The organism is Streptomyces sp. NPDC002104, from assembly GCF_053593795.1.
On sequence record NZ_JBSFDF010000049.1, the window covers coordinates 39533 to 64796 of the forward strand.

24 protein-coding genes are annotated in these 25264 nt (G+C 74.2%); 14 read left to right on the forward strand and 10 right to left on the reverse strand.

The window, feature by feature from the left end; all coding sequences use genetic code 11:
* Window positions 1–6 precede the first annotated feature (6 nt).
* From murC to ACWCP2_RS30615, 3 genes are all read right to left on the reverse strand, one after another.
* Window positions 7–1401: a UDP-N-acetylmuramate--L-alanine ligase gene (murC, locus tag ACWCP2_RS30605; protein WP_450911805.1), complete on the reverse strand. Its 1395-nt coding sequence runs from the start codon at window positions 1399–1401 to the stop codon at window positions 7–9.
* 88 nt (window positions 1402–1489) lie between these two features.
* Complete coding sequence (locus tag ACWCP2_RS30610) at window positions 1490–1957, reverse strand: indole-3-glycerol phosphate synthase (protein WP_450911806.1); 468 nt, start codon at window positions 1955–1957, stop codon at window positions 1490–1492.
* A gap of 147 nt (window positions 1958–2104) precedes the next feature.
* Window positions 2105–2878, reverse strand: coding sequence for a pyrimidine reductase family protein (locus tag ACWCP2_RS30615; RefSeq protein WP_450911807.1), 774 nt, complete (start codon window positions 2876–2878; stop codon window positions 2105–2107).
* A gap of 36 nt (window positions 2879–2914) precedes the next feature.
* Between ACWCP2_RS30615 and zapE the strand changes: the two genes are divergently transcribed.
* The 5 genes from zapE to ACWCP2_RS30640 all read left to right on the forward strand — a co-directional run bounded on the left by zapE (window position 2915) and on the right by ACWCP2_RS30640 (window position 8436).
* Window positions 2915–4018 carry a cell division protein ZapE gene (zapE, locus tag ACWCP2_RS30620; RefSeq protein WP_450911808.1) on the forward strand — a complete coding sequence of 368 codons (1104 nt, stop codon included), beginning with the start codon at window positions 2915–2917 and terminating at the stop codon, window positions 4016–4018.
* Between the two features lie 61 nt (window positions 4019–4079).
* On the forward strand, window positions 4080–4505 hold the full coding sequence (locus ACWCP2_RS30625) for an OsmC family protein (protein WP_450911809.1): 426 nt from the start codon (window positions 4080–4082) through the stop codon (window positions 4503–4505).
* Window positions 4506–4655: 150 nt separating this feature from the next.
* On the forward strand, window positions 4656–6071 hold the full coding sequence (locus ACWCP2_RS30630; protein ID WP_450911810.1) for an alkaline phosphatase PhoX: 1416 nt from the start codon (window positions 4656–4658) through the stop codon (window positions 6069–6071).
* 578 nt (window positions 6072–6649) lie between these two features.
* Complete coding sequence (locus ACWCP2_RS30635) at window positions 6650–7480, forward strand: PPK2 family polyphosphate kinase (protein WP_450911826.1); 831 nt, start codon at window positions 6650–6652, stop codon at window positions 7478–7480.
* 17 nt (window positions 7481–7497) lie between these two features.
* Window positions 7498–8436, forward strand: coding sequence for a polysaccharide deacetylase family protein (locus ACWCP2_RS30640; RefSeq protein WP_450911811.1), 939 nt, complete (start codon window positions 7498–7500; stop codon window positions 8434–8436).
* A gap of 57 nt (window positions 8437–8493) precedes the next feature.
* On the opposite strand, the gene ACWCP2_RS30645 is transcribed toward ACWCP2_RS30640, so the two are convergent.
* From ACWCP2_RS30645 to ACWCP2_RS30660, 4 genes are read right to left on the reverse strand one after another with little or no spacing between them, the layout of a single operon-like run.
* Complete coding sequence (locus ACWCP2_RS30645; protein ID WP_450911812.1) at window positions 8494–8694, reverse strand: hypothetical protein; 201 nt, start codon at window positions 8692–8694, stop codon at window positions 8494–8496.
* A gap of 14 nt (window positions 8695–8708) precedes the next feature.
* Window positions 8709–9380 (reverse strand): ABC transporter, encoded by a 672-nt coding sequence (locus ACWCP2_RS30650; RefSeq protein ID WP_450911813.1) that lies wholly within the window; start codon window positions 9378–9380, stop codon window positions 8709–8711.
* On the reverse strand, window positions 9377–10246 hold the full coding sequence (locus tag ACWCP2_RS30655; protein ID WP_450911814.1) for an ATP-binding cassette domain-containing protein: 870 nt from the start codon (window positions 10244–10246) through the stop codon (window positions 9377–9379). Before ACWCP2_RS30655 ends, ACWCP2_RS30650 begins: the two co-directional genes overlap by 4 nt.
* Before the next feature lie 11 nt (window positions 10247–10257).
* On the reverse strand, window positions 10258–10932 hold the full coding sequence (locus ACWCP2_RS30660; protein ID WP_450911815.1) for an AIM24 family protein: 675 nt from the start codon (window positions 10930–10932) through the stop codon (window positions 10258–10260).
* Between the two features lie 71 nt (window positions 10933–11003).
* On the opposite strand from ACWCP2_RS30660, the gene ACWCP2_RS30665 reads away from it, so the two are divergent.
* The 5 genes from ACWCP2_RS30665 to ACWCP2_RS30685 all read left to right on the forward strand — a co-directional run bounded on the left by ACWCP2_RS30665 (window position 11004) and on the right by ACWCP2_RS30685 (window position 17277).
* Window positions 11004–11753 (forward strand): aminoacyl-tRNA hydrolase, encoded by a 750-nt coding sequence (locus ACWCP2_RS30665; RefSeq protein WP_450911816.1) that lies wholly within the window; start codon window positions 11004–11006, stop codon window positions 11751–11753.
* Window positions 11754–11968: 215 nt separating this feature from the next.
* Entirely contained in the window at window positions 11969–13462 is a 1494-nt protein-coding gene (locus ACWCP2_RS30670) for a DUF692 domain-containing protein (protein ID WP_450911817.1), read from the forward strand.
* A complete protein-coding gene (locus ACWCP2_RS30675; protein ID WP_450911818.1) occupies window positions 13459–14541 on the forward strand; it encodes a TIGR04222 domain-containing membrane protein in 1083 nt (360 codons plus the stop codon). Before ACWCP2_RS30670 ends, ACWCP2_RS30675 begins: the two co-directional genes overlap by 4 nt.
* 84 nt (window positions 14542–14625) lie before the next feature.
* Window positions 14626–15411: a TIGR04222 domain-containing membrane protein gene (locus tag ACWCP2_RS30680; RefSeq protein ID WP_450911819.1), complete on the forward strand. Its 786-nt coding sequence runs from the start codon at window positions 14626–14628 to the stop codon at window positions 15409–15411.
* A gap of 81 nt (window positions 15412–15492) precedes the next feature.
* Window positions 15493–17277 (forward strand): alpha/beta hydrolase, encoded by a 1785-nt coding sequence (locus ACWCP2_RS30685; RefSeq protein ID WP_450911820.1) that lies wholly within the window; start codon window positions 15493–15495, stop codon window positions 17275–17277.
* A 104-nt stretch (window positions 17278–17381) separates the two neighbouring features.
* Here ACWCP2_RS30685 and hemQ read toward each other — a convergent pair whose 3' ends face one another.
* Window positions 17382–18095: a hydrogen peroxide-dependent heme synthase gene (gene hemQ / locus ACWCP2_RS30690; protein WP_450911821.1), complete on the reverse strand. Its 714-nt coding sequence runs from the start codon at window positions 18093–18095 to the stop codon at window positions 17382–17384.
* A 4-nt stretch (window positions 18096–18099) separates the two neighbouring features.
* Window positions 18100–19593 (reverse strand): protoporphyrinogen oxidase, encoded by a 1494-nt coding sequence (gene hemG / locus ACWCP2_RS30695; RefSeq protein WP_450911822.1) that lies wholly within the window; start codon window positions 19591–19593, stop codon window positions 18100–18102.
* A 174-nt stretch (window positions 19594–19767) separates the two neighbouring features.
* Here hemG and ACWCP2_RS30700 point away from each other — a divergent pair, with 174 nt between their 5' ends.
* Together ACWCP2_RS30700 and ACWCP2_RS30705 are read left to right on the forward strand one after the other, a co-directional pair.
* Window positions 19768–20868, forward strand: a complete 1101-nt coding sequence (locus ACWCP2_RS30700; RefSeq protein WP_450911823.1) for a DUF4349 domain-containing protein — start codon at window positions 19768–19770, stop codon at window positions 20866–20868.
* A 64-nt stretch (window positions 20869–20932) separates the two neighbouring features.
* Window positions 20933–22321 carry an FAD-dependent oxidoreductase gene (locus ACWCP2_RS30705; protein WP_450911824.1) on the forward strand — a complete coding sequence of 463 codons (1389 nt, stop codon included), beginning with the start codon at window positions 20933–20935 and terminating at the stop codon, window positions 22319–22321.
* A gap of 25 nt (window positions 22322–22346) precedes the next feature.
* On the opposite strand, the gene hemE is transcribed toward ACWCP2_RS30705, so the two are convergent.
* Window positions 22347–23411 carry a uroporphyrinogen decarboxylase gene (hemE, locus tag ACWCP2_RS30710; protein WP_450911825.1) on the reverse strand — a complete coding sequence of 355 codons (1065 nt, stop codon included), beginning with the start codon at window positions 23409–23411 and terminating at the stop codon, window positions 22347–22349.
* A 91-nt stretch (window positions 23412–23502) separates the two neighbouring features.
* Here hemE and ACWCP2_RS30715 point away from each other — a divergent pair, with 91 nt between their 5' ends.
* Together ACWCP2_RS30715 and ACWCP2_RS30720 are read left to right on the forward strand one after the other, a co-directional pair.
* Window positions 23503–24165 (forward strand): DUF3000 domain-containing protein, encoded by a 663-nt coding sequence (locus ACWCP2_RS30715; protein ID WP_243331447.1) that lies wholly within the window; start codon window positions 23503–23505, stop codon window positions 24163–24165.
* 288 nt (window positions 24166–24453) lie between these two features.
* Complete coding sequence (locus ACWCP2_RS30720; RefSeq protein ID WP_214956508.1) at window positions 24454–25116, forward strand: response regulator transcription factor; 663 nt, start codon at window positions 24454–24456, stop codon at window positions 25114–25116.
* Window positions 25117–25264 lie beyond the last annotated feature (148 nt).

Below are 25264 nucleotides of genomic sequence, written 5' to 3' on the forward strand. Positions count from 1 at the left end.
GAGCCGTCAGTTCGACAGACGGGCCAGGATGGCCGGCCCCAGGTCCGTGACGTCGCCCGCACCCATGGTGAGAACGAGATCGCCGGGCTTGGCCATTCCCGCGATGACGTCGGCGACGGCTTCCTTGGAGTGCTCGGGGGTGACGTCGGCCCCGGCGGCGCGGGCGGCGTCGATGATGATCTCGCTGGTGATCCCCGGGATCGGGTCCTCGCGGGCCGGGTAGATGTCGAGGACGACCGAGGCGTCGGCGAGGGCGAGGGCCCGGCCCATCTCCGTGCCGAGCTCCTGGGTGCGGGAGAAGAGGTGGGGCTGGAAGACGACCAGGATGCGGGAGTCCCCGGCGGCGCCGCGGATGGCCTCCAGGTCGGCGGTCATCTCGGTGGGGTGGTGGGCGTAGGAGTCGATGACCTGGACCCCGGCGGCCTCGCCCTTGAGCTGGAGGCGGCGCTTGACCCCGGTGTACTTGCCGAGGGCGGAGGCCAGGTTGTGCGCCGGGATGCCGAGCGCGACGCCGGCGGCGAGGGCCGCGACGGCGTTGTGCGCGTAGTGGCGGCCGGGCACGGAGACGGTGAAGGTGAGCATCCGGCCGTCGACGACGACGGTGACCTCGCTGGTCAGCCCGCGCGGGGTGATCTTGGTGATCCGGACGTCGGCGGTGGGCTCCTCGCCGTACGTGACGACCTTCAGGCCGGGGTTGCCGGAGACCCGCCCGGCGATCTCGGCCGCGCCGGCCTGGCCGTGGGCGATGACCAGGGTGCCGCCGGCCGGGATCTTGCCGACGAAGGTCTCGAAGGACGCGTAGATCTCTTCCATCGACGCGTAGTTCGCGTGGTGGTCGAGCTCGGCGTTGAGGATGATCGCGACCTGCGGGGTGTACTTGTGGAAGCTGCGGTCGCTCTCGTCGGCCTCGGCCACGAAGATGTCGCCCTCGCCGTGGTGGGCGTTGGATCCGGGGGCGTCCAGGTCGCCGCCGATGGCGTACGAGGGGTCGAGGCCCAGCGCCGAGAGGGAGACGGCCAGCATCGAGGTGGTGGTGGTCTTGCCGTGGGTACCGGCGACGGCGATCGGCCGCAGACCGTCCATCAGCCCGGCCAGGGCGTCGGAGCGGTGCACGACGGGGATGCCGAGCTCGGCGGCGCGGGCCAGCTCCGGGTTGTCGGCGCGGATGGCGCTGGAGACGACCACGCAGGTGGCGTCGTCGGCGAGGTGCCCGGCGGCGTGCCCGATGTGGACCGTGGCGCCGTGGGCGCGCAGCGCCTGGGCGGTCTCGGAGTCACGGGCGTCGCTGCCGGCCACCTTGGCGCCGCGCTGGGCCAGGATCTTCGCGATGCCGGACATGCCGGCGCCGCCGATGCCGATGAAGTGGGGCCGTTCCATGGCGGTCGGCAGGCCGGGCTTCATTCAGGTAGCTCCAGGATCGAGTGCGTACGTACGGCAGCCGGTGCGCGGACACGGGGACACCGGGATCCGCGGTCCGGCCGACCCCACCCTATTCCTTGTGGGCGAAGAGCTTGAGCACCGGAACGCCGACCTTGTGGCGCGCCCGCGAGGCCCAGTCCCGGTGGAAGAACTCCTCGACGTAGTGCGGGGCGGTCAGCACGATCACCTCGTCGGCGTTGGTCTCGGCCACCACCGCCTTCAGCTTGTCGAGCGGGTGCTCTTCGACGATCTGGCCGACGGCCTTGGCCCCCTTGGCCCGCAGCGAGGCCAGGGAGTGCTGGATCGCCAGTTCGGCCGGGCCGCGGGCGGCGTCGCCCTCCGGCTCCTCGCCCTCGTGAATGGCCTCGGGAAGCTCACCGAGCGCTACGTCGTCGATGGCGCGCAGCAGCCGGTCCCGGTCGCCGCGGGGCTGCATGAGGACGATGAAGGAGACCTGCTCGTCTCCGTGGAGGGTGGTGACGAAGTCCACGTCGACGGGGGTCAGCGGCTGCTCGATCATCAATACGCTCGTGAACACGGACGCCCTCTCCTTCGTGGGCCGAGACCGGCCGGCCGGCCCCTGCGGAAACCATCCTGCCCCGCTGTCGCACGGGGCCTGCGCGGTTATACCTGCCCACTACTGTGCCCAGCGGAAGCTAAGCGGAACGACAAATTCCGCCTCTCTTCAGATCCGACGGTAACGCGTGAAGAGAAACCCGGCCTCTTCCAGCAGGCAGGCCGGTGCGAGCCGGTGCGGAACCGTGACGGACGGCCCCCCGGAGATCCGCTGGGCGTCACCCGCCGTGAGCATCGGCGAGATCGTCAGGCACAGCTCGTCCAGCGCGTCCGCGGCCACGAACTGGCCCAGCAGCCGGGGCCCGCCCTCGGTGAGCTGGCGGCGCAGCCCCCGGTCCGCGAGCTCCCGTACGGCCCGGGCCGGATCCACGCCCGCCCCGTCGCCGGCCACCACCACCTGCGCCCCGGCCTTGGCGGCCTCGGCGACCCGGTCGGCGGGGGCGGTGGCACCCGTGAGCAGCAGGGTGGGCGTCAGCGGGGAGGTGAAGAGCGGCAGCGAGAAGTCCAGGTCCAGGCTCGCGGAGACCACGGCGATGACGGCCGCGGGCCCCTGGCCGGCCGCCGCGCGGCGGGCGGCGAAGGCCTCCCGGGCCCGTGCGGGGCGGTAGCCCTCCTGGCGAACCGTTTCCGCGCCGACGACGACCACATCGGCCAGGGCCCGCAGGGTGCCGAAGATCCGCATGTCCGTCTCGTTGGAGATCGGCTGCGAACGCCCGTCGTGCTGGGCCGCGCCGTCCAGGGTGGAGACCATGTTGGCCCGCAGCCAGTGGCCGTCCGGGCCGAGCGCGGGGTACTGGTACGCCTCGGCGAGTTCGTCCAGCGACCACTCACGGTCGGTCTGGTCCGCTGATGTCTGATCGGTCACAGGGAACAGGCGTCGCATCGGTGCAGTGTGCCACGCCCCGTAGAGTTAAGAGCTGTGTCAACCTCTCTCTCGCCCTCAGCGTCAGCCTCCGGGCGGCCCCCCATAGCCGACGCGGGACCGCAGTCCCTGTGCGCCCGCGAGCCGCGGGTGCCCGCAGAACGGCTCGTGGCCGAGATGGTGCCGCCGCCGCGCTTCGACGCCGTGCGCTTCGACACCTACGACCCGGACCCGGCCCAGCCCAGCCAGTCCGAGGCCGTCACCGTCCTCGCGGACTTCGCCGCGGGCCTCGGCGGGGCGCACGCGAGCGGCTCGGGCAAGAAGCGCTGGTTCTCGAAGAAGGCCCCGGCTCCCACCGGCCCGCGCGGGGTCTACCTCGACGGCGGCTACGGCGTGGGCAAGACCCACCTGCTCGCCTCCCTCTGGCACGCCACCCCGGCCGAGCCCGCGCTCAAGGCCTTCGGCACCTTCGTGGAGCTGACCAACCTGGTCGGCGCGCTCGGGTTCCAGCAGACCGTGCAGACCCTCGGCGGACACCGCCTGCTGTGCATCGACGAGTTCGAGCTCGACGACCCGGGCGACACCGTCCTCGTCTCCTCCCTGCTCAGCCGCCTGGTGGAGCAGGGCGTGGCCCTGGCCGCCACCTCCAACACCCTGCCCGGCAAGCTCGGCGAGGGCCGCTTCGCCGCCGCCGACTTCCTGCGGGAGATCCAGGGGCTGTCCGCGCACTTCCGCCCGCTGCGCATCGACGGCCAGGACTACCGCCACCGCGGCCTGCCGGAGGCTCCCGCACCGTTCTCGGAGGAGCAGGTGACGAAGGCCGCGTACGCCACCGAGGGCGCGAGCCTCGACGATTTCCCCGGGCTGCTGGAGCACCTGGCGCGGGTCCACCCCAGCCGGTACGGGGCCCTGACCGACGGCATATCGGCCGTCTGCCTCACCGATGTCGGCCCGGTCCCGGACCAGTCGACGGCGCTGCGGCTGGTGGTCCTGGCCGACCGGCTGTACGACCGGGAGGTCCCGGTCCTGGCCGCGGGCGTCGCCTTCGACCGGCTGTTCAGTGACGAGATGCTGAACGGCGGCTACCGCAAGAAGTACTTCCGCGCCATCTCCCGGCTCACCGCGCTGGCACGCGACGCGAAGCCCCTGGTGTCCCAGTAGGTTTGGGGACGCCGGCCCGTTCCGCGGGCCGGCCGTTTCCACTTCTGCGAAGGGATCCACCATGGCCACCACGCGTACCGCCCACACCAACTGGGAGGGCAACCTCCTCAAGGGTTCCGGCGTCGTCTCCCTCGACTCCTCGGGCCAGGGCTCGTTCGACGTCTCCTGGCCCTCGCGCGCCGAGGCCGCCAACGGCAAGACCAGCCCGGAAGAGCTGATCGCCGCCGCGCACTCGAGCTGCTACTCGATGGCCCTCTCGCACGGTCTCGACGGTGCCGGTACCCCGCCCACCCGGGTGGAGACCAAGGCCGATGTGACGTTCCAGCCGGGCGAGGGCATCACCGGCATCCACCTCACCGTGGTCGCTGAGGTGCCGGGCCTGGACGCCGAGGGCTTCGCCGCCGCCGCCGAGGACGCCAAGAAGAACTGCCCGGTCAGCCAGGCGCTGACGGGCACGACCATCACCCTCTCCGCGACGCTGGTCTAACCCCGCGCTCCGCCCGGGCGGCCCGACGGGTCCCGCCCGGGCGAGCCCCGGCCCGCCCGGCCGGGTCCGGCTCCGCGCGGCGCGCCGGGGAGGGCGGGGTGCCCGTGGTACCACGGGCCCGACACGACCGTCCCGCACCCGGAGCCACCGATGAACCTCAGCCGACGCAGCCTGATCGCGGCCGCCTCCGTCTCCTTCGCCGGGTCGCTCGGCGTCCTCTTCGCCGGAGCCGGGTCGGGGGCGGGCGCGGGCACGGCCTCGCGCGGCAACGGCCCGGGTACGAACAGGGGTACGGGTACCCGTACGGCCGCCCCCGTCGCCGCCCGCGGCTACGGCCCGCTCGTGGCCGACCCCGCCGGACTGCTCGATCTGCCCGCCGGGTTCACGTACCGCGTCCTCTCGCGCGCCGGCGACCCGCTGCGCTCGGGCGAGGGCACCGTGCCCGGCAACTGCGACGGCATGGCCGCCTTCGACGCCGGGCGGGGCCGCGTCCGGCTGGTGCGCAACCACGAGAACCGCACCACCGCGCCCCTGCGGGTCCCTCCCGTCGAGGGGCTCACCTACGATCCGCACGCCCTCGGCGGCTGCACCCTCCTCGACCTGGACCCGGCCGGTCACGTCACCGCCGAGCGGGTCGCCCTCGCCGGCACCGCCGTCAACTGCGCGGGCGGCCGTACTCCCTGGAACACCTGGCTGTCCTGCGAGGAGACCGAGGACCGGGCCGGCACCGCCGGCTACACCCGCGACCACGGCTACGTCTTCGAGGTCGACCCCGCCGACCCGCACCGCTCCGGCGCCGTCCCGCTCACCGCGATGGGCCGCTTCGCGCACGAGGCCGTCGCCGTGGACCCGTACCGCGGTGTGGTCTACGAGACGGAGGACGCCTTCGTCGAACCCTTCGGGCTCTTCTACCGGTTCCTGCCCGCCCGCCCCCTCGGCGGCCCCGGGTCCCTGCGCGCAGGCGGCGCGCTGGAGGCCCTGCGGGTCCCCGGCCTGGCGAACCTCTCGGTGGTGGACGAGCCCGGGGCCGAGTTCCCGGTGGAGTGGGTGCCCGTACCGGACCCGTCCGCGTCCAGGACTCCGATCCGGCTCCAGGACTTCGGCCCGGGCGGGATCACCCACGCCCAGAAGCTGGAGGGCTGCTACTGGGGCGACGGCGGCGTCCACTTCGTCTCCAGCTACTCCCGCACCAGTGAGGGCTCCCCGGCCGACCACCACGGCCAGGTGTGGTTCTACGACCCGCTGCGCGCGCGGCTCCGGCTGGACGTGGTCTTCGGCCCGGCCGCCGACATCCAGCTGCCCGGCGACTCCCCCGACAACATCTGCCTGGCCCCCGACGGCGGACTGATGGTGTGCGAGGACGGCGGCGGCGCGCAGTACGTCTTCGGCGTGACCCCCGGCGGAGAGGTCTACCCGATGGCCCGCAACGCCGACGACATCGGGAAGCCGGGAGCGCCGGAGTGGGGCGAGTTCGCCGGGGTCACCTTCTCCCCGGACGCCCGGACGATGTACGTGAACGCGTACACGCCCGGGACCACCTTCGCGGTGACGGGTCCATGGCAGTGATCCGCACTGCCTTATGACCCGCCCGCACCGCCTTCCGGCCCGCCCGGCCTGGTCTTTCGCCACATCGCGGTCCACCGCGTTGTGGTGGAGGATCGTATGGAGTCGACGGATCGAGGTAGGTAGCGGTGGCCAAGAAGGACAGCAGGAAGCCGGCGGGGGCGGCCGAGGCCGCCGAGAACGCGAAGGGGTCCAAGGCCGCCAAGGGCGAGAAGGCGAAGTCAGGGTCACCGGCCAAGGCGGCGAAGCCCTCCAAGGCCGACAAGGCCGAGGCGAAGGCGAGGGCCAAGACCGCCGACGCGGGGAAGCCCGCCAAGGGCGCCAAAGCCGACAAGGCCGAGGCCAAAGCGAGGGCCAAGACCGCCGACGCGGGGAAGCCCGCCAAGGGCGAGAAGAAGACTGATCCCGATGCCGGCCCCGCCGCCAGCGACAGCGGCAAGCCGAAGTCCAAGCCCCTGTCCCTGCGCGAGCTGCTCCGCATCTCCGCCGAGAACTCCAAGGGCTCGAAGGGCTCCGGCCGCAAGTCCTCGGGCCACGGGCACGGACACGGACACGGTTACGAGTACGGGTACGACACCCCCCTGCGCCCCCTGCTCCGCGTCCCCTCCGGCGAGCGCGTCGACCTCGGCTCCTTCCACCCCGGGGCGACCCCGGCCGGTCCCACCGACAAGGCGGCCGGCGTGGCGGCCACCGCCCTGATGGGCGAACGGCTCGCCTCCCTCCAGGAGCGGCTCTACGCCGCCAGCACCGCGGGCGACCGCCGTCGCGTCCTGCTCGTGCTGCAGGGCATGGACACCAGCGGCAAGGGCGGCACCGTCAAGCACGTGATCGGCCTGTTCAACCCCTCGGGCTGCCGGATCAAGGCCTTCAAGGCGCCCACGCCGGAGGAGCAGAACCACCCCTTCCTGTGGCGGATCATGAAGGCGCTCCCCCAGCCGGGTGAGATCGGCATCTTCGACCGTTCGCACTACGAGGACGTCCTGATCGCCCGCGTGCGCGACCTGGTGCCGCGCAGTCAGCTGGGCCGCCGCTACGCGCAGATCAACCGGTTCGAGAAGTCCCTCGCCGACGACGGCGTCACCGTGGTGAAGGTCTTCCTCCACATCGGCTACGACGAGCAGCGCAAGCGGCTCCTGGAGCGGCTCGACAACCCGGACAAGCACTGGAAGTTCAACGTCGGCGACATCGACGAGCGCTCGGTGTGGCCCGCGTACCAGCAGGCGTACGAGCTGGCCCTGGAGCGCTGCTCCACGGACGCCGCGCCCTGGTACGTCGTCCCGTCGGACCGCAAGTGGTACCGCAACTGGGCGATCAGCAAACTGCTGCTGGAGCATCTGGAGGACATCGCCCCGCAGTACCCGAAGGGTGACTTCGACGTGGAGGAGTGCCGCACCCGTCTGCTTGCCACATAGTCATATATTTTGCGCATGTGACCATCTCAGTGCGCAGGACGGCCGCCGTCGCGGCCGTAGCAGCTCTCAGTGCCGCCCTCGCCGCGTGCGGGGGCGGCACCGGCACGCCGGACGCCGGCGGCCGGGCCCGGATGGGAGCCTCCCCGGCCCCCTCCGCCCCGGCCTCCGCCTCCCCCTCCACCGCGGGCTCCGCCACCCCGGCGCAGGGCTCCCGGAGCAGTCCGCCGGCGTCCCCGCAGGCCGGTGCCCCGGGCAAGGTGCCGACCATGGCTCCTGGTCCGGGCGGTCTGACCCCCGTCTTCGACCGGGCGAAGCAGCGGACCGACAAGACGGTGGCGCTGACCTTCGACGCCGACATGACCTCCGATCAGGGGCCGCGCGCGGAGGGCGGCGAGCACTTCGACAACCCGCAGCTGATCTCGACCCTGCGCGCCCTCAAGGTGCCCTCGACGGTCTTCATGACGGGCCGCTGGGCCGAGGAGTATCCGGACCAGGCGAAGTCCATCGGCACGGACCCGAACTTCGAGATCGCGAACCATTCGTACAGCCACCACGCCTTCAAGTCCCCCTGCTACGGACTGCCCACCCTCGACGAGGCCGCCGCCCGCGCCGACGTGGACCGGGCCTTCGAGGCCTTCCGCAAGGCGGGCGCGGTCAACACCGTCCCGTACTTCCGCTTCCCCGGCGGCTGCTACGACGACCAGGCGCTGCGGGCCATCTCCACGGCCAGGGTCACGGCCGTCCAGTGGGACGTGGTCAGCGGGGACGCGTTCGCGAAGGATCCCGACGCGGTGGCCGAACAGGTCCTGGCGGGGGTGAAGCCCGGCTCGGTCGTGGTCATGCACTGCACGCGCAGCGCCGCCCCGGTCACGGAGGAGGCCATCCGCACGATCGTCCCGGAGCTGCGCAAGCGCGGCTACCGCTTCGTCAAGGTCTCCGACCTCATCGGGAAGTAATCCGCGGGCCCCTGCTGCGGCCCTGCTCCGGACCCTGCCGCGGCCCCTGCTGCGGCCTCAGCCGGAGCAGGCCGTGCGCTGCGCGTCCTGCCACTCGCACACCGGGCACAGCACCACGCCCGGTGTCGCGACCCCGTACTCGGTGGGCTTCCCGCACTCCACGCAGTCGGCGTAGGGCGGCCCGGGCACCCGCCCGGCGGGGGCCGCGGGGGCCGGGCAGTACGAGGAGTCGGGCGCGCTCTGCTCGGTCTGGTCCATGCGTACGAGCCTACTCACCTGCGCCGGGCCGCGACCGCGCAGGCCACCGCACCCGCCCCGGCGGCCAGCAGCAGCGCGACCGCGCACTCCGCCAGCGGCAGCGGGACGGTCCGCTCCCGTGACCCCACCACCAGCGCGGTCACCGCGAGGCGGGCCGGGGAGGAGGCGACGCCCCAGGCCAGCAGCGAACCGAGGCACGTCGCCAGGACCGCGTACCCGGGGCGCCGCAGCAGCGGACGGCTGCCCAGCGCACCGACCGCGCCGCCGGTCAGCGCGCAGGCGCCCACGGCCAGCGCTCCGGCGAAGGCGGCGGCCCCCGCACGCACCCCGGTGCGGTCGCAGAGCAGCAGCACCGCGAGCGCGCCGGCTCCCCCGGCCGCGAGCGCCCCGGCCAGTGCGGTGAGCAGGGCGGCCGCGTGCACCCGTACGGGACCCGCCGCGGCGGCGGCGCAGTCGCGGGCGGCGTCGGGCTCGGCCGTGACGCAGATCCGCACCAGCCAGGCGGTGACCGGGACCAGCCCGGCGGCGGCGTAGCCGAGGGAGTCGAGCACCGGGTCGCCCGGCCGGACGCCGACGGCCAGGAAGGCGGCGTACAGCAGCAGCGGGGCGAGCCAGCGCTGCGAGCGCAGCAGCAGGGCGGCCTGGTAGCGCACCAGGGCCGCGAGGAGCGGGAGTCGGAAGGTCACGGCAGCTCCCGTACGGAGACGACGTGCCAGGGCGGGTGCGCGGCGAGCAGTTCGCGCAGCACGGCGTCGGAGCGCGCGGCCGGCACGGTGAGCACCAGGCTCCGGCGGCCGCCACCGGCCCCGCCACCGCCACCACTGCCGTCACCGGCCCCGGGTGCGGGTGTCCACGGCTCGCCCGTCAGCCCCGGCGGGAGTGCGGAGCCGGGCGCCCCGGTCACGTGGACGCGTACGGACGGGCCCCGGTCCGCGCCGTCCCGGACCGCCACCACGGTGACCCCCTCGACCCGGTACCGGGCGTCGGCCGCGCCCGCGAGCCGCCCGGGGTCGTGGTCGACGAAGAGCACCGAGGCTCCGGCGGCGGTGCGTTCGGTGACGGCCCGGTCCAGTTCGGCGCGGGCCGCCGCGTCCAGTCCGGTCCAGGCCTCGTCGAGGACGAGCAGCTCCGGACCGGCCAGCAGGGCCTGCGCGACGGCCACCTTCTGGCTGCTCCCCTTGGACAGTTCGGCGAGCGGCGTACGCGCGAAGGCGGCGGCCCCGAACCGCTCCAGCCAGTCGGCGGCGGCCCGGCGCGCGGCGGCGCCCCGCAGTCCGTGCACCCGGCCCATGTGGGTCAGATACGCCTCGGCGGTGAGCGGCAGGGCGGCGGGAAACCGCTCGGGTACGTACGCGCTGCGCCGGGGGCGGCCGGTGATCCGCCCCTCGCTCGGGGTGTCGAGCCCGGCGACGAGGCGCAGCAGGGTGGACTTGCCGCCACCGTTGACGCCCTCGACGCGCACGAGGGCCCCGGGCGGGATCTCCAGCGTGATGCCGCGCAGCACCCAGGGCCGCCGCACTCCGTAGCGGCGGCCGACCGCGGTCAGTGTCACGGTGTGCGCGGTCAATGGGCGGCGGCCGATTCGGTGACCTCGCTCGGGCGGACGATGACGAAGCCCTCGCCGCTGAGCCCCAGCTGGACGGCCTCGCCGGAACCGCCGCGCATCATCGAGCCGAACGACTGGGAGCGGTGCAGTCCGGTCTCCAGCCGGGCGCTCCAGCCGACGACCGCGTCGGTGTCCACGTAGACCGGGGCCTGCGGGGTGACCGGGATGACGATCGGGTTGCCGTCGCAGACGACGGCGAGCTTGCCGGTGCCGGTGAAGAGGCTGTTGAAGAGACCGCCGCCGGTCATGCCCGCGCCCTTGAGCATCTTGATCTCGTAGCCGAGGGTCGCATCGAAGCACAGGACGTTGCGGCCGTTGACGGTGAGGGCGTCGCCGTGCTCGAACTCGATGATGAAGCAGTGGCCCGCCTGGTGCGCGAACCAGGCCTCGCCCTGCCCGCGCACGGACATCAGCGCCAGGCCCTCGCCCGTGACGGCCCGCTTGAGCATGCCGCCTATGCCCTGCCCCTTGCGCTCGAACTGCAGGTTGCCCCGGAAGGCGACCATCGAGCCCTGACGGGCGAGCATGTCGCCGTTGACGGTGTACTTGACGGACTTGGCGTTCTGCAGGGTCATGCCGGGTACGGCAGAGGCCTGGGCCAGGTTCTCGGACGCGAAAAGATCACTCTTCATGGCGTCGATCCTCACCCGGCCGGGACCCCTCCGGCATCATCCGCAAGGCGGAGGCTGGCAGAATCGTGCGGATGAGCACCGAGGACGCGCAGCAGGACACCCGGGTACCCGCCGTCGGGGAGGACAGCCCCTTCCGGCAGGAGCGGATCGCCCGCGACGAAGCACCGCAGTTCGTACTGCCGCTGGTGGTGCGGATCGAGAAGACCGGTCCGCCGGCCCGGACCGACGCGCTGGAGACGGCCGCCCGCGCCGTGCTCGTCCTGCTCACCGACGAGCGCTCGGCCGGCGAGGGCGAGTGGGCGGCGGCGGTCCGGGACTGGCAGGACGCGCGGATCCGCAAGGTCGTGCGCCGGGCGCGCGGGGCGGAGTGGCGCAAGGCCGGGACCCTGCCGGGCCTCACGGTGCACGGCGCGGAATCCGAGGTACGGGTCTTCCCGCCGGTCCCCCTCGACGGCTGGCCCAAGGAGCTGGCCAAGCTCCAGGTGTCGGGCACCGACCTGGACGACCCGGAGCCGGCCGCCCCGGCGGAGCCCGGGCTGCCGGTCCTCTGGCTCAACCCGGACCTGGACATGTCGGCCGGCAAGGCCATGGCCCAGGCCGGACACGCGGCGCAGCTCGCGTGGTGGGAGCTGACCGGCGCGGAGCGGACCGCGTGGCGGGAGTCCGGCTTCCGGCTGGCCGTACGGACGGCGGCGCGCGAGCGGTGGACGGAGCTGTCCGGGAGCGGGCTGCCGGTGGTGCGGGACGCGGGCTTCACGGAGATCGCGCCCGGCTCGTGCACGGTGGTCGCGGACCATCCGGCGCTGCGGGCGCGGCTGTAGCACGGGGCGGGCTGTCGCGCGGGGCCCGACCGTGGCGCGCGGCCCGACCGTGGCGCGCGGCCCGACCGTGGCGCGGGCCCGCCGTCCCGGCATCCGGAACGCTGCCCGGACCGGGAACCTCAAATGTTGCTCTGAACGTCCCCCCGGTCGGATTGGCGCGGCTCCGACGGGGCCATGACATCGGCACACGGACCGATGAGAGGGGGCGAGGGGACATGAAGCCCATGGCACACCTGGGGGTGGGCATCGGCTGGCGGCCGGAGATCGCGGGGGCGGTCGAAGGCCTGCCGGGGCTGGACTGGGTCGAGGTCGTGGCGGAGAACGTCTGCCCCGGCCACCTGCCGGAGTCCCTGCTGCGGCTGCTCGAACGCGGGGTCCGCGTGGTGCCGCACGGAGTCTCGCTGGGCATCGGCGGCGCCGACCGGCCCGACCCGGCGAAGCTGGCCGCGCTCGGGGAGCGGGCGGTGGCGCTGGGGGCGCCGCTGGTCACCGAGCACATCGCCTTCGTACGGACCTCCTCGGTGGCGCCGGGACCGCTGCTCGAAGCCGGGCACCTGCTGCCCGTGGCGCGCACGCGGGACGCGCTGGACGTGCTCTGCGAGAACGTGCGGATCGCGCAGGACGCACTGCCGGTGCCGCTCGCGCTGGAGAACATCGCGGCGCTGGTGTCGTGGCCCGGGGAGGAGCTCACCGAGGCGCAGTTCCTGACCGAGCTCGTGGAGCGGACCGGGGTGCGGCTGCTCATCGACGTGGCCAACCTGCACACCAACCGGGTCAACCGGGGGGAGGACCCGGTTGCCGTGCTGGACGGGATCCCGCTGGAGGCGCTGGCGTACGTGCACGTCGCCGGGGGCGTGGAGCGGGGTGGGGTGTGGCACGACACGCACGCGCATCCCGTGCCGGAGGCCGTGCTGTCCATCCTCGCGGAGCTCCGCTCCAGGGTGGAGCCGGCGGGGGTCCTGCTGGAGCGGGACGACGACTTTCCGCCTGCCGCGGAGCTGGCGGGCGAGCTGACCGCGATCCGGCGGGTGCTGGACGGCGGCCCTGCGGGGGCCGTCCCCTCCCCTCCCTTCCGCCGTTCCCCGGGCTCCGCCCGGACCCGCGCCGCCCAGGCCGGCGAGGCCGGAACCGGCGCGGGCCCGGACCGGAGCGCGGACGACGGCGCAGCCGCGGTCGAGGCCGGCACGGACCGTGCCACGGCCGGTGCTGGAGCCCGGATCGGGGCCGGCACCGGCCGCGTCTCCGGCGCCGCCGATGGTGGAGCGGACCCGGCCCCGGACGACGGCGGAGCCGGGGCCGACGGGGCGCGGACTCGGGTCGGGATCGGGCAGGCCGCGCTGTTGTCGGCGCTCGTGGCCGGCACTCCGGTGCCCGAGGGGTTCGACCGGCAGCGGGTGCGGGTGCAGGCGCGGGCGCTCGCGGCCAAGCGGGGCGGGGTCGTGGCGAAGGTCGCGCCCGAGCTGCCCGGGATGCTGGGCGGGGAGGGCCCGTATCTGGAGGCCTTCCTGCGCTACGCCCGGCACCGGCCCATGACCGGCGGATACCGGCGCGACGCGCTGGACTTCGCCGAGCACCTGCTGGTCCGCGACCTGCCCGCCGACCCCGCCGCGCGGCGCCGGCTCACGCTCTGGTGGCGGGACCGGGCCGGGGCGCGGCCACCGGGCCGGGCCGTGCGCTGGGCCCGCGCCCTGGTGGGGAGAGCGGCATGAACATCCTCGACCTCCTCGCCGTGGCCGTCTGGATCGGTGTCATCGCCTCCAGCGTCCTGCTGCTGCGCGGCCTGCGGCGGTCGCGGCCGGCCGCCCTCGGCCCCGCCCCGCGCCTGCACGACCTGTCCGAGGCCGCCTTCATGGCCGGCGGCCCCGGCGCGGTGGTGGACGCCGCGGTCGTCTCCCTGCTCTGCGACGGCCGGATGCTGGCCGGCGGACCCGGCATCGTCCAGGTCCGGCCCGGGGTGCGGGGCGGTGACCCCGCCCAGCGGGCCGTGCTCCAGGCCTGCCAGGGCGCCCCGTCCGGGTGGCTGTACCAGATCCGCTACGCCGCCATGCGGGACCCGGCCGTGCAGGAGACCGGCGACGCGCTGGCCGCCCGCGGGCTGATCGCCGCCCCCGGCGGCCGCCACCGCTGGCTGCGCCACGGGGTGGTGCAGGCCGTCGCGTGCGGGGCGCTGCTGATCCTCGCGCTGCCGCTGTCCTTCGTCGCCTTCGCGCTGCAGGACGGCCCCGCGGACTTCCACGTGCCGTTCATCGTGGAGGTGCTGCCCGTGCTGCTGGGCGGCATCGTCGCGGGCACCGTCGGGGCCTCCCGTGCCCGGCAGCGGATCACCCCGGCGGGGGCCGAGGCGCTGCGCGCCATGCGCGCCCACTACGGGGCCGACCAGAGCCCGTACGTCCAGACCTCGCTGTTCGGGCTGCGGGGCCTGCGGGACCCCTATCTGCGCGAGCAGTTGGTGCCGGCGGCCCGCGGGACCCGGCTGGCGGCGGCCCAGTCCCGCACGCGGTCCGGCGGCTCGGGGTCGGACTGGGATGCGGGCGCCGCGATGGTCCCGGTGGTCTGGTGCGCGGGTTCCGACGGCGGGGGCGGCTCCGGCGGGACGGGCTGCGGGTCCTCGGGGGGCGGCTGCTCCTCGGGTTCGGGCTGCGGCTCCTCCTCCGGGAGCGGCTGCGGATCCAGCGGGTCCAGCTGTTCGGGAAGTTCCAGCGGATCGAGTTGTTCCAGCGGATCGAGTTGTTCCAGCGGGTCGAGTTGCAGCAGTTCATCCAGTTCCAGCTGCGGCAGCAGTTCCTGACCGTCCATCACGGACCCGTCACGAGCTGCTCACACCTCGGCACAGGGCTGTACCGGGCGGTTCAACGTCTTGTAGAACTCTGACATGTTCTGGGTCCTGTTCCTCCTCCTCGCCTGGGCAGGGCTGCTGGTCGCGTGCACCCGCCTCCTGAAGGCCGCCTCCGAACTGGCGGAGCCCCCGCCGGGCACGGACGCACGCCACCACCACGACGAGCTGAACCTGTACGAGGCCGCCTACCTCGCCGGCGGCCCGGAGCGGGTGGCCGAGCTGACGCTGCTGTCGATGCAGCGCCAGCGGCGGCTGCTGCTCGCGCACACCGGCTGGGCGACGGTGGTCGACCCGGTGGGCCGCGATCCGCACGAGCGCTCGGTGCTCGGCGCCTTCGGGCCGGACGGGCAGGAGCCGGTGACCTCCGTACGGTCGGCCGTGGCCCGGGATCCGGCCGTACGAGCCCTCGCGGAGCGGCTCGGAGAGGCCGGGCTCGCGTCGTGCGACCAGGCCCGGCGGGACGTGGACTCGGGGATCAGGGCGGTCCGGCAGGCCACCGGGCTGGTCCTCGGCATGGCGGTGGCCGCGCTGTGCGTGCCCGATCCGGGGACCACGACCACGATGATCCTGTGCTGGTTCGCGCTGCCGCTGATCCTCGCGCTGGGCTGCCTGGCCATAGCCCGCGTCGAGGGCCACGGGCAGTCCGGGTGGGCCTCCCCCGCGGGCCGGCGGCTCCTCGTGGAGCTGGAGCGGGCGCAGGGCGCGCGGGGCACGCTCACCGCGGTGGCCCTGCGGGGGCTGCGCGCGGTCACCGATCCCGAGCTGCGGGCGGCGCTCGCGCACGGCAGGCGCGGGCGGATTCCACACCAACGGGGGTATTGAGCGCGACACCGGCCGGTGGTCCTGTACAAGGGGTCGCCCGCCGGATCTCATCGGAAGGTCCGTTGAGATGAGAGGTCCGCCATGCGCATGCCCCGGGTGCCCGCCACGGTCGCGCTGGCCGCCCTCGCGCTGGCCGCTTCCCTGCCGGCGGCCCCCGGCGCCGGGGCCGCTCCCCCGGGCCCGCCCGGGGTGACGGCCGGTCCTCCCCCCGCGGGCCGAGCGGCCGCGGACCCCACCGGAGCCGCCCGCGCCGCCACCGGGTCCGCCGAGGCGGCCGGGGCCGAACTCGTGGCCCGGCTGGCCGCGGCCGCCGCGAGCGGGGGGCCGCCGGGTCCGGGCGGGGGTGCGGCACCGGGCCGTCAGCAGGCCGGTGCGGGGCTGGAGTTCGGGCCCTGCCCCGTCGCCGAGGGGCTCGGGCCGGACGTGCGGTGCGGCACGCTGCGGGTCCCCGTCGACTATGCCCGGCCCTTCGGGGAGCAGACGCAGATCCTCGTCAGCCGGGTCTCCGCCTCCGGCGCGGGCGGGGTCCGGCGGCAGGGCGCGCTCGTCTACAACCCCGGCGGGCCGGGCGGAAACGGCCTGTTCTTCCCGCTCGTCGCCGATCTGCCGGAGTGGCGCCGTATCGGAGCCGCCTACGATCTCGTCGGCTACGCCCCGCGCGGGGTGGGCCGCTCGCAGCGCCCGCTGTCCTGCCAGGACCCGGCGCAGTACGAACGGGCCCCCGCCGGGGCGGCCGGCGCGCGGCCGGACGCCGCCGCCAAGAAGGCCCGGATCGCCGCCGCCCGGGCCTACGCCCGCGGCTGCGCGGAGCGGGCCGGGGCCGCCCTCGGCTCGTACACGACGCTGAACAACGTCCGCGACCTGCACGTGCTGCGCGCCGCGCTCGGCGAGAGCGGGCTGACCTTCATGGGGGCCTCGTACGGCACCTATCTGGGCGCCGTCTACGCCACCCTCTACCCCGGCCACGTCCGCCGGATGGTCTTCGATTCGGCCGTCGACCCCGACCCCCGCAAGGTCTGGTACCGCAACAACCTCGCCCAGGCCGCCGGTTTCGAGCGCCGCTGGGCCGACTTCCGTGCCTGGACGGCAAGCCACCACGCCGCGTACGGGCTCGGCTCCACGCCCGAAGCGGTGCAGGCCAGTTACGAGCGCGTGCGGGCCGCGCTGGCCCGCGAACCGGCGGGCGGGGTGGTCGGCACCGGGCAGCTGCACTCCGCGTACCTGCGGGCCGCGTACGACGACGAGGTCTGGCCGGGGCGCGCCGCGGCCCTGGCGGCGTTCCTGCGCGGCGATCCGCGTCCGCTCGTCTCGCTCGCCGCCCCGGATCCGGCGGCGGCCGTGGAGGGCGAGAACGCCACGGCCGTCTACACGGCGACCCTGTGCAACGACGCCCCGTGGCCGGCCGACTGGGAGACCTGGGACCGCGACAACACCGAACTGGCCCGTACGGCCCCGTTCGAGACCTGGGCCAACGCCTTCCTGAACCTGCCCTGTGCCTTCTGGCCGGTGCGCGAACGGCAGCGGCCGGTGGACGTGGGCGCGCGGCCGGACGCCCCGCTGCCGGGCACGCTGATCGTCGCGGCCGAGCGGGACGGCGCCACCCCGTACGGGGGCGCGCTGGAGCTCCAGCGGCGGCTCGGGCCGCGGGCCGGGCTGGTGACGGAGGCGGGGGCCGGCACCCACGGGGTGGTCGGCGGACGCAACGACTGCGTGGACGCCCACGTGGAGCGGTACTTGCTGACAGGTGACACCTCAGGGAGGAGTGTCACGTGTGCGCCGCATCCGGAGCCCGCACCGGTGTCGCTGGACGACCGGGCAGCGGTGGCCCAGGGGCACCCCAGGGCACTGCTGCCGCCAGTCGTCTGAACTTCCGGGCGGGATCTCCGGCTGCGTCGATTCGGGGGCAGGGCCTCCCGATCCCCGGAGGACGCGGTCGGCGTTCCTCCGGTCCTTCCCCCCAGGGGAGGTCTCTAGGCGAGTCCGTCCACCAGATCGGCGACGGACTTGCGGCGCCCGGTGTAGAAGGGCACCTCTTCGCGGACGTGCATGCGGGCCTCGGAGGCGCGCAGGTGGCGCATGAGGTCGACGATGCGGTACAGCTCGTCGGCCTCGAAGGCGAGCAGCCATTCGTAGTCGCCGAGCGAGAAGGAGGCGACGGTGTTGGCGCGCACGTCGGGGTAGCCGCGGGCCATCAGGCCGTGGTCCTTGAGCATGCGGCGGCGGTCCTCGTCGGGCAGCAGGTACCAGTCGTAGCTGCGCACGAAGGGGTAGACGCTGACGTAGTCGCGCGGCGTCTCGTCGGCCAGGAAGGCCGGGATGTGGGACTTGTTGAACTCGGCCGGGCGGTGCAGGGCCATGTTCGACCAGACCGGCTCCAGGGCGCGGCCCAGCTTGGTGCGGCGGAACAGGTTGTAGGCGGTCTGCAGCTCGTCGGAGGTCTCCGCGTGCCACCAGATCATGATGTCCGCATCGGCGCGCAGGCCGGAGACGTCATAGGTGCCGCGGACGGTGATGTCCTTGGCGGCCAGCTGGTCGAACAGCTCCTGGACCTCGTCGGCGAAGCCGGCGCGGTTCTCGGGGAGCACGTCCTTGAGCTTGAAGACGGACCACAGGGTGTAGCGGATGACCTCGTTGAGGTCCTTCGCCTTCTTCCCCGCGTTGGGAATCTTCTCTGGTGCAGTCATGTGTCTATTGTCCCGTGTGCTGATCAGTGGTCGGTGCCAGGGGTGCCCCAGCGGCCCCCAACGTGGCGATCACCACGTCGGCGGCCTTGCCCGCGCTCGCGATGCAGGCCGGGATGCCGACCCCGTCGTACAGCGCTCCGCACACCGCGAGGCCCGGCAGGGCCGCGACGGCCGAGCGGATCCTGGCCACCTTGCCGAGGTGGCCGACGGGGTACTGGGGCAGGCCGCCGTCCCAGCGGGTGACGGTGGAGGCCACCGGGCGGACGTCCGGCGCGAGGCCCACGGCCTCGCCGAGGTCGCCGAGGGAGACCCCGACCAGTTCCTCGTCCGAACGCTTCAGGTCGCCCTCGTCGCCGTGGCGGCCGACGGAAGTACGCAGCAGGAAGAGCTCGGGATCGGTCCCGGCCCAGGCCCACTTGTTGCCGGAGAAGGTCGAGGCCTTGATCGTCCGGCCGTCCACGGGCGGTACGAGGAACCCGCTCGCGCCGCCGTCGGCGATCGTGGCCGGCAGGTCGGAGCGGCGCAGGGCCATCGTGACCAGGGCCATGGAGGCGTACTCGACCCCGCGCAGCTCGGTGGCGGCGGTGGGCGCGATCCGGTCGAGCAGCCGGGCGGCGGGCCCGGCCTGGACGGCCACGACGACCCCGTCGGCCTCGATGACCTCGGCGCCGCCCGGGACGCCGGCGACCACCTGCCAGCCGGTGGCGGTACGGGTCAGTTCGCGCGCGGGGCTGTCGAGGAGGATCCGGGCTCCGGCGGCCCGGCAGGCGTCGGCGACGGCCAGCGGGAGCCGGCCGATGCCGCCGTCGATGCCGGAGAAGACGGGGCCGGTCTGCCCGGCCCGGGCGGCCCGGGCCTGGAGGTCCCGTACGCCCTCGCCGAGCGAGGCGTGGGTGCGGGCGGCGTCGAAGAGCTGGGGGACGGCGGCCCGCATCGAGATGCGGTAGGCGTTGCCGGCGTAGACCCCGCCGAGCAGCGGTTCCACGAGCCGGTCGACGACCTCGTGGCCGAGGCGGGCGGCGACGTACTCGCCGAGGGCCACGTCCTCGCCGATCTCCTGCGGCTCCAGCGCGTCCTCGGCCCCGGCCCGGGCCAGGCCCTCGGCGGAGAGCACTCCGGACGCGGCGAGCGGGCCCAGGTCGCCGGGGACGCCCATGACGTGACCGCCCGGCAGGGGCCGCAGCGCGCCGCGGGTCCACAGGCGGGCGGTGGCGGTGGCGGGCGGCTGGAGGGCTTCGCCGAGGCCCACGGCGCGGGCCAGTTCGAGTGCTTCGGGTCTGCGGGCGAGTACGGATTCGGCGCCGAGGTCCACGCGCAGGCCGGCCAGTTCGCCGGAGCGCAGCTTGCCGCCGAGGCGCGGGCCGGCCTCCAGGAGGGTGACGCGAAGGCCCTCGGCGAGCAGCCGGTGGGCTGCCGCGAGGCCCGCGATGCCGCCGCCGATGACGACGACGTGGCCGGCGGGGGCCGGCCGGTCCGTACGGGTGTCCGCTTCGTGCATGGACACATCGTCTCAGACCGCTCACCGGGCGATCGCCGAGGCCTGACCGTGACCGCTTCGGCATCAGCTCGGGACCGTGCGTACGAAACCCGTGACCGGACGAGCGACGTCACACCGGCGACAGCGGCGCGGCGGCCCGTCCGCGCATCCGGCGATTCCCCGGGGGGACACACGATGCACACCCAGCACACCCAGCACAGACGGTTCGCAGGACGGTTCGCACGGCGCCCGGCGACGGCTCTGGCCGCGCTCTGCCTCGCGGGCGCGCTCGCGCTCACCGGCTGCTCGGCGGCGGGCGACGACCAATCCTCCGCGAAGTCGGACGCGGCGGCCCCCGGGCAGGACGCGGCGGCCGGCAACGGCGCCGCCCCGGCCCCGGCGGCTTCGGGGGCTCCGGCGCCGGCGCCGGGGCCGGAGAAGAACCAGCCCCAGGCTCCCGCGGCGCGCACCCGGATCATCCGCACGGCGACGCTGACCGTGGAGACGGCCGACGCCCAGAAGGCGACGGCGGGGGCCCGGGCCGCGGCGGAGAACGCGGGCGGGTACGTGGGCAACGAGACCACCAGGCGCGAGGGCGACGGGGTGATGACCTCGACCGTGACCCTGCGGGTGCCGGGCGAGCGCTTCGACGCGGTGCTGGCCGCCATGGAGGGCACCGGGAAACTGATGGACCGCAAGGTCGAGGCGCAGGACGTGACGCAGAAGGTCGCGGACGTCGACAGCCGGGTCAGGTCGCAGCAGGCGAGCGTGACGCGGGTGCGCGAGATGATGGAGAAGGCCTCGGGGCTGAGCGAAGTGGTCACGCTGGAGTCCGAGCTCAGCAAGCGGCAGGCCGATCTGGAGTCGCTGCTCGCCCAGCAGACGGCCCTGAAGGACCAGACCTCGCTCGGCACGATCACCCTGACCTTCGCGGAGCCGCCGAAGCAGCCGAAGGAGGCGCCGGCGAAGCCCGGTCCGGGCTTCCTGGACGCCCTGGCCGGCGGCTGGGCCGTCTTCGCCACCGCCGTCCGGTACCTCCTGATGGCGCTCGCCGCGGCCTCCCCGTTCCTGCTGTCGGGCGCCTTCCTGGCGCTCTGCTTCCGGCAGTACCGCAGGTGGCGGCCCGCGAAGCGGAAGCCGGACGTCCCCGCGGCCCGGCGCCTGCCCGCGCAGAACGGGCCGGTCTGGCCGGGTCACACGGCGGCCACCGCGGCCGGCACGGCCGCTCCCGCGGCTCCCTCGGCTCCCGTGAATCCGTCGCGCCCGGACGCGACGCCGCCACCCGTCCAGGACTGAGGGCCGGCGCGCCCGTAGCGTGGGGCCCGCAGGCACAGGCGGCGGGGAAGGACGGTACGGGCACATGGGGAACGGCACGGAACGACTGGTGGTGGTCGGCGGTGACGCGGCGGGGATGTCCGCCGCGTCACAGGCCCGGCGGCTCAAGGGCCCGGCGGAGCTGGAGATCACCGCCTTCGAGCGCGGGCACTTCACCTCGTACTCCGCGTGCGGGATCCCGTACTGGATCGGCGGCCTGGTCGGCGGTCCGGACGAGCTGATCGCCCGGACGCCCGAGGAGCACCGCGCGCGGGACATCGACCTGCGGACGCGGACGGAGGTCGTGGAGCTGGACCTCGCGGGGCAGCGGGTGCGCGCCCGGGATCTGGAATCGGGCGCCGAGTACTGGACGGAGTACGACAAGCTCGTCCTGGCGACCGGCGCCCGCCCGGTCCGCCCCCGGCTGCCCGGCATCGGTGCGCACGGGGTGCACGGGGTGCAGACGCTGGACGACGGTCAGCGGCTGATGGCGGACCTGGAACGGACCGCGGGCCGCCGGGCGGTGGTCGTGGGCGCCGGGTACATCGGCGTGGAGATGGCGGAAGCCCTGCTCGGCCGGGGTTTCGAGGTCACCGTGCTGCACCGGGGCGCGCAGCCGATGTCCACGCTGGACCCGGACATGGGCGGCCTCGTCCACCGGGCGATGAACTCCATGGGCATCCGTACGGTCGCCCGCGCCGAGGTGACGGAGATCCTCACCGACGGGGAGGGCAGGGCCCGCGCGGTGGTCACGGCGGACGGTCAGGAGTACCCGGCGGACGTGGTCGTCCTCGGCATCGGCGTCGAACCGCGCACGGCCCTGGCCCGTGCGGCGGGCCTGCCGCTGGGCGAGTCGGGCGGAGTGCTGACCGACCTGTCCATGCGGGTGCGCGGCCACGAGAACATCTGGTCGGGCGGCGACTGCGTGGAGGTCCTGGACCTGGTGGCGGGCCGGATGCGGCACATCGCGCTGGGCACGCACGCGAACAAGCACGGCCAGGTCATCGGCTCGGGCGTGGGCGGCGGTTACGCGACCTTCCCGGGCGTGGTCGGCACGGCGGTGAGCAAGGTCTGCGACCTGGAGATCGCCCGTACGGGCCTGCGCGAGCGGGACGCCCTCTCCGTCGGCCTGCGCTTCGTCACGGCGACGATCAGCTCGACCAACACGGCGGGCTACTACCCGGAGGCGGCCGAGATGACGGTCAAGATGCTCGCGGAACGCCGCACGGGCCGCCTGCTGGGCTGCCAGATCGTCGGCGGCGCCGGATCCGCGAAGCGGGTGGACATCGCCGCGGTGGCCCTGACGGCCGGGATGACGGTGGACCAGATCGTCTCCCTGGACCTGGGCTACGCCCCGCCGTTCTCCCCGGTCTGGGACCCGGTGCTGGTCGCCGCCCGCAAGGCGGTCTCCGCGGTGCGGGCGGCGGGGGTCTAGGTACCGGCGTCGGCGCGGGCTCGGATCAGACCGCCGTCTGCGTGTGGACGTAGTCCACCAGGCGGGTCAGGGCGTCCGGGTTCGTCGTCGGCAGGACGCCGTGGCCCAGGTTGAAGATGTGGCCCTCCAGGCCGGCCGCGGCGTCCAGGACCTCGCGGGTCTTGGTCTCCACCGCCTCCGTGGTGGAGAAGAGGACCGCCGGGTCCAGGTTGCCCTGGAGCGCCTTGCCGGGGCCGACGCGCTTGACGGCGTCGCTCAGGGAGACGCGGTAGTCGACGCCCATGACGTCCGCGCCGGCCTCGCCCATGAGGCCGAGGAGCTCGCCCGTGCCCACGCCGAAGTGGATGCGCGGGACGCCGTACGAGGCGACGGACTGAAGGACCTTCGCGGAGGCGGGCATCACCGAGCGGCGGTAGTCCGCCGGGGCGAGCGCGCCGACCCAGGAGTCGAAGAGCTGGATCGCGGAGGCCCCGGCCTCGATCTGGACCTTCAGGAAGGAGGAGGTGATCTCCGCGAGGCGGTCCAGCAGGTCGGCCCAGAGCTCCGGGTCCCCGTACATGAGGGCCTTGGTGTGCTCGTGGTTCTTGGAGGGGCCGCCCTCGACCAGGTAGCTCGCGAGGGTGAAGGGCGCACCGGCGAAACCGATCAACGGCGTGGAGCCCAGTTCACCCGTGAGCATGCCGATGGCCTCGGTGACGTACGAGACGTCCTCAGGGGTGAGGTCGCGCAGCTGTGCGAGGTCCTCGCGGCGGCGGATCGGCTGGGCCACGACCGGGCCGACGCCCGGCTTGATGTCGAGGTCGATGCCGATGGCCTTCAGCGGGACCACGATGTCGGAGAAGAAGATGGCCGCGTCCACGTTGTGGCGCCGGACCGGCTGCATGGTGATCTCGGTGACCAGGTCGGGCCGCATGCAGGATTCCAGCATCTGCGTGCCCTCGCGCACCTTGCGGTACTCGGGGAGCGAGCGCCCCGCCTGTCGCATGAACCACACGGGGGTGTGCGGCACCGGCTCGCGCCGGCACGCCTTCAGGAAGGCGGAATCGTACGTCTGGCTCGGCGTGCCCGTGGGGCGGGTGTTGGCGCTCACGACTCAAATCTTCGCACGTATGAAGAAGTGCCCGGCCCGGCGCGGGTGTGGCTGCGCCGTACGGGCGCTCGTTCCGCCTAGTCTTCCCCGCATGGCTGCGGCTCAGGGACGATTTTCAGATGGCGCTGACGGTACGGACAGCGCGAAGGACAGCTCCGTCCCACTCCCGTTCCGGCGGGCGGTCGACGGCTTGAAGAAGGCGAGACTGCGGCAGGGGATCGAGATCGATCCCACCAAACCGCCACAGAGGCTGGCGCCCCACGCGTACGCGCTGGAGGCGGCGGTCGTGGACGGCGACGAGGACCTGGCCGACGGCCGGCTGATCCTCCTGCACGACCCGGCCGGGCACGACGCCTGGCAGGGCACCTTCCGGCTGGTAACGCTCGTACGGGCGGAACTGGAGCCGGAGATGGCCGTGGACCCGCTCCTCCCGGAGGTGTGCTGGTCCTGGCTGACGGGGGCGCTGGACGCGCGCGGGCTGACCTACGGGGAGGCGAGCGGGACCGTGACCATGGCCGCCTCGCACTACTTCGGAGGGCTCGGAGAGCGGCGGCCGGCGACCCAGATCGAGATCAGGGCCTCGTGGACGCCGCGCGAGGGGGTGGGCGGGGTGCCCGACACCGCCGCACACCTGTCGGCCTGGTGCGAACTGCTGTGCCAGATCGCGGGGCTGCCGCCGGTCGGACCGACCGAGACGGTGACCGGGGTGGTCTCGCTGCCCCAGCGGCGCGGTCCGCACCATCCCCAGGGGTAGTTCCGGGGCGGTTTCGCGAGGCCGGGGCCCCTGCGGGCCCCGCCGGACCCGCGCCGGCCCGGCTCCCGAAGCCGGGCCGGATGTCGTTACCGGGCGTCCGTTGCGGGCTTCTGATCACCCTATGATCGATCGTGCGTCCGAATTGCCCGAATTGTTACTCACCAAATCGTGATCATTCCCTAAAGCCGGGCGGGTGACGTGCCGAAGGAGTCATAGACCATCCGCACGGTTCGCACCGGCTTCCTTCCCCGAGCCGGCCGTCCCGCCACTCCCCCCCAGGAGGCCTAGGTGTCCGTTCTTCTCGAGCAGCCCGCAAGCCTGGTCGCCTACCGCCCGAACAAGCCGACGGCCATGGTCGTCGTGGCCGACCCGCGCGTGCGTTCCACCGTGACCCGCCATTTGTGGGCGCTCGGAGTACGCGACGTGATCGAGGCTTCGTCCATCGCGGAGGCCCGTCCACGCATCGGCAGCCCGCGCGACATCTGCGTGGCCGACGTGCACCTGCCCGACGGTTCCGGTCTCACCCTGCTCTCCGAGACCCGGGCCGCCGGCTGGCCGAACGGCCTGGCCCTGTCCGCCGCCGATGACATCGGCGCCGTGCGCAACGCCCTCGCGGGCGGAGTGAAGGGCTACGTCGTCACCGGTACCCGGACCAACATCGGGCTCCCGTCCCGGCCCGGCGCCGCCCCCATCGGCGCCGCCGCGGCCCGCATGCACCGCCGCCCCCCGGGTGCCCCGAGCCACCCGGGCGGCTACCGAGAGCTCTCCGGCCGCGAGGTCGAGGTCCTGCGCCTCGTCGCGGAGGGCCAGTCCAACAAGGCCATCGGCGTTTCGATGGGCCTGTCCGCCCTGACCGTCAAGTCCCACCTCGCACGGATCGCCCGCAAGCTGGGCACCGGCGACCGGGCCGGGATGGTCGCCGTCGCCCTGCGGACCGGGATCATCCACTGACCCGGCCGATACCCCCCGAAGGACCCCGGGAAAACTCCCGGAGAACCCGGGGAAACGCCCGTCCTCCCCCCTCGCGCCCGTCGCCGGAACGTTCCGGCGAGCGGCGCGGGGGCGCCCCCCCGACACCCGTCCCCGGGGCGGCGCCCCC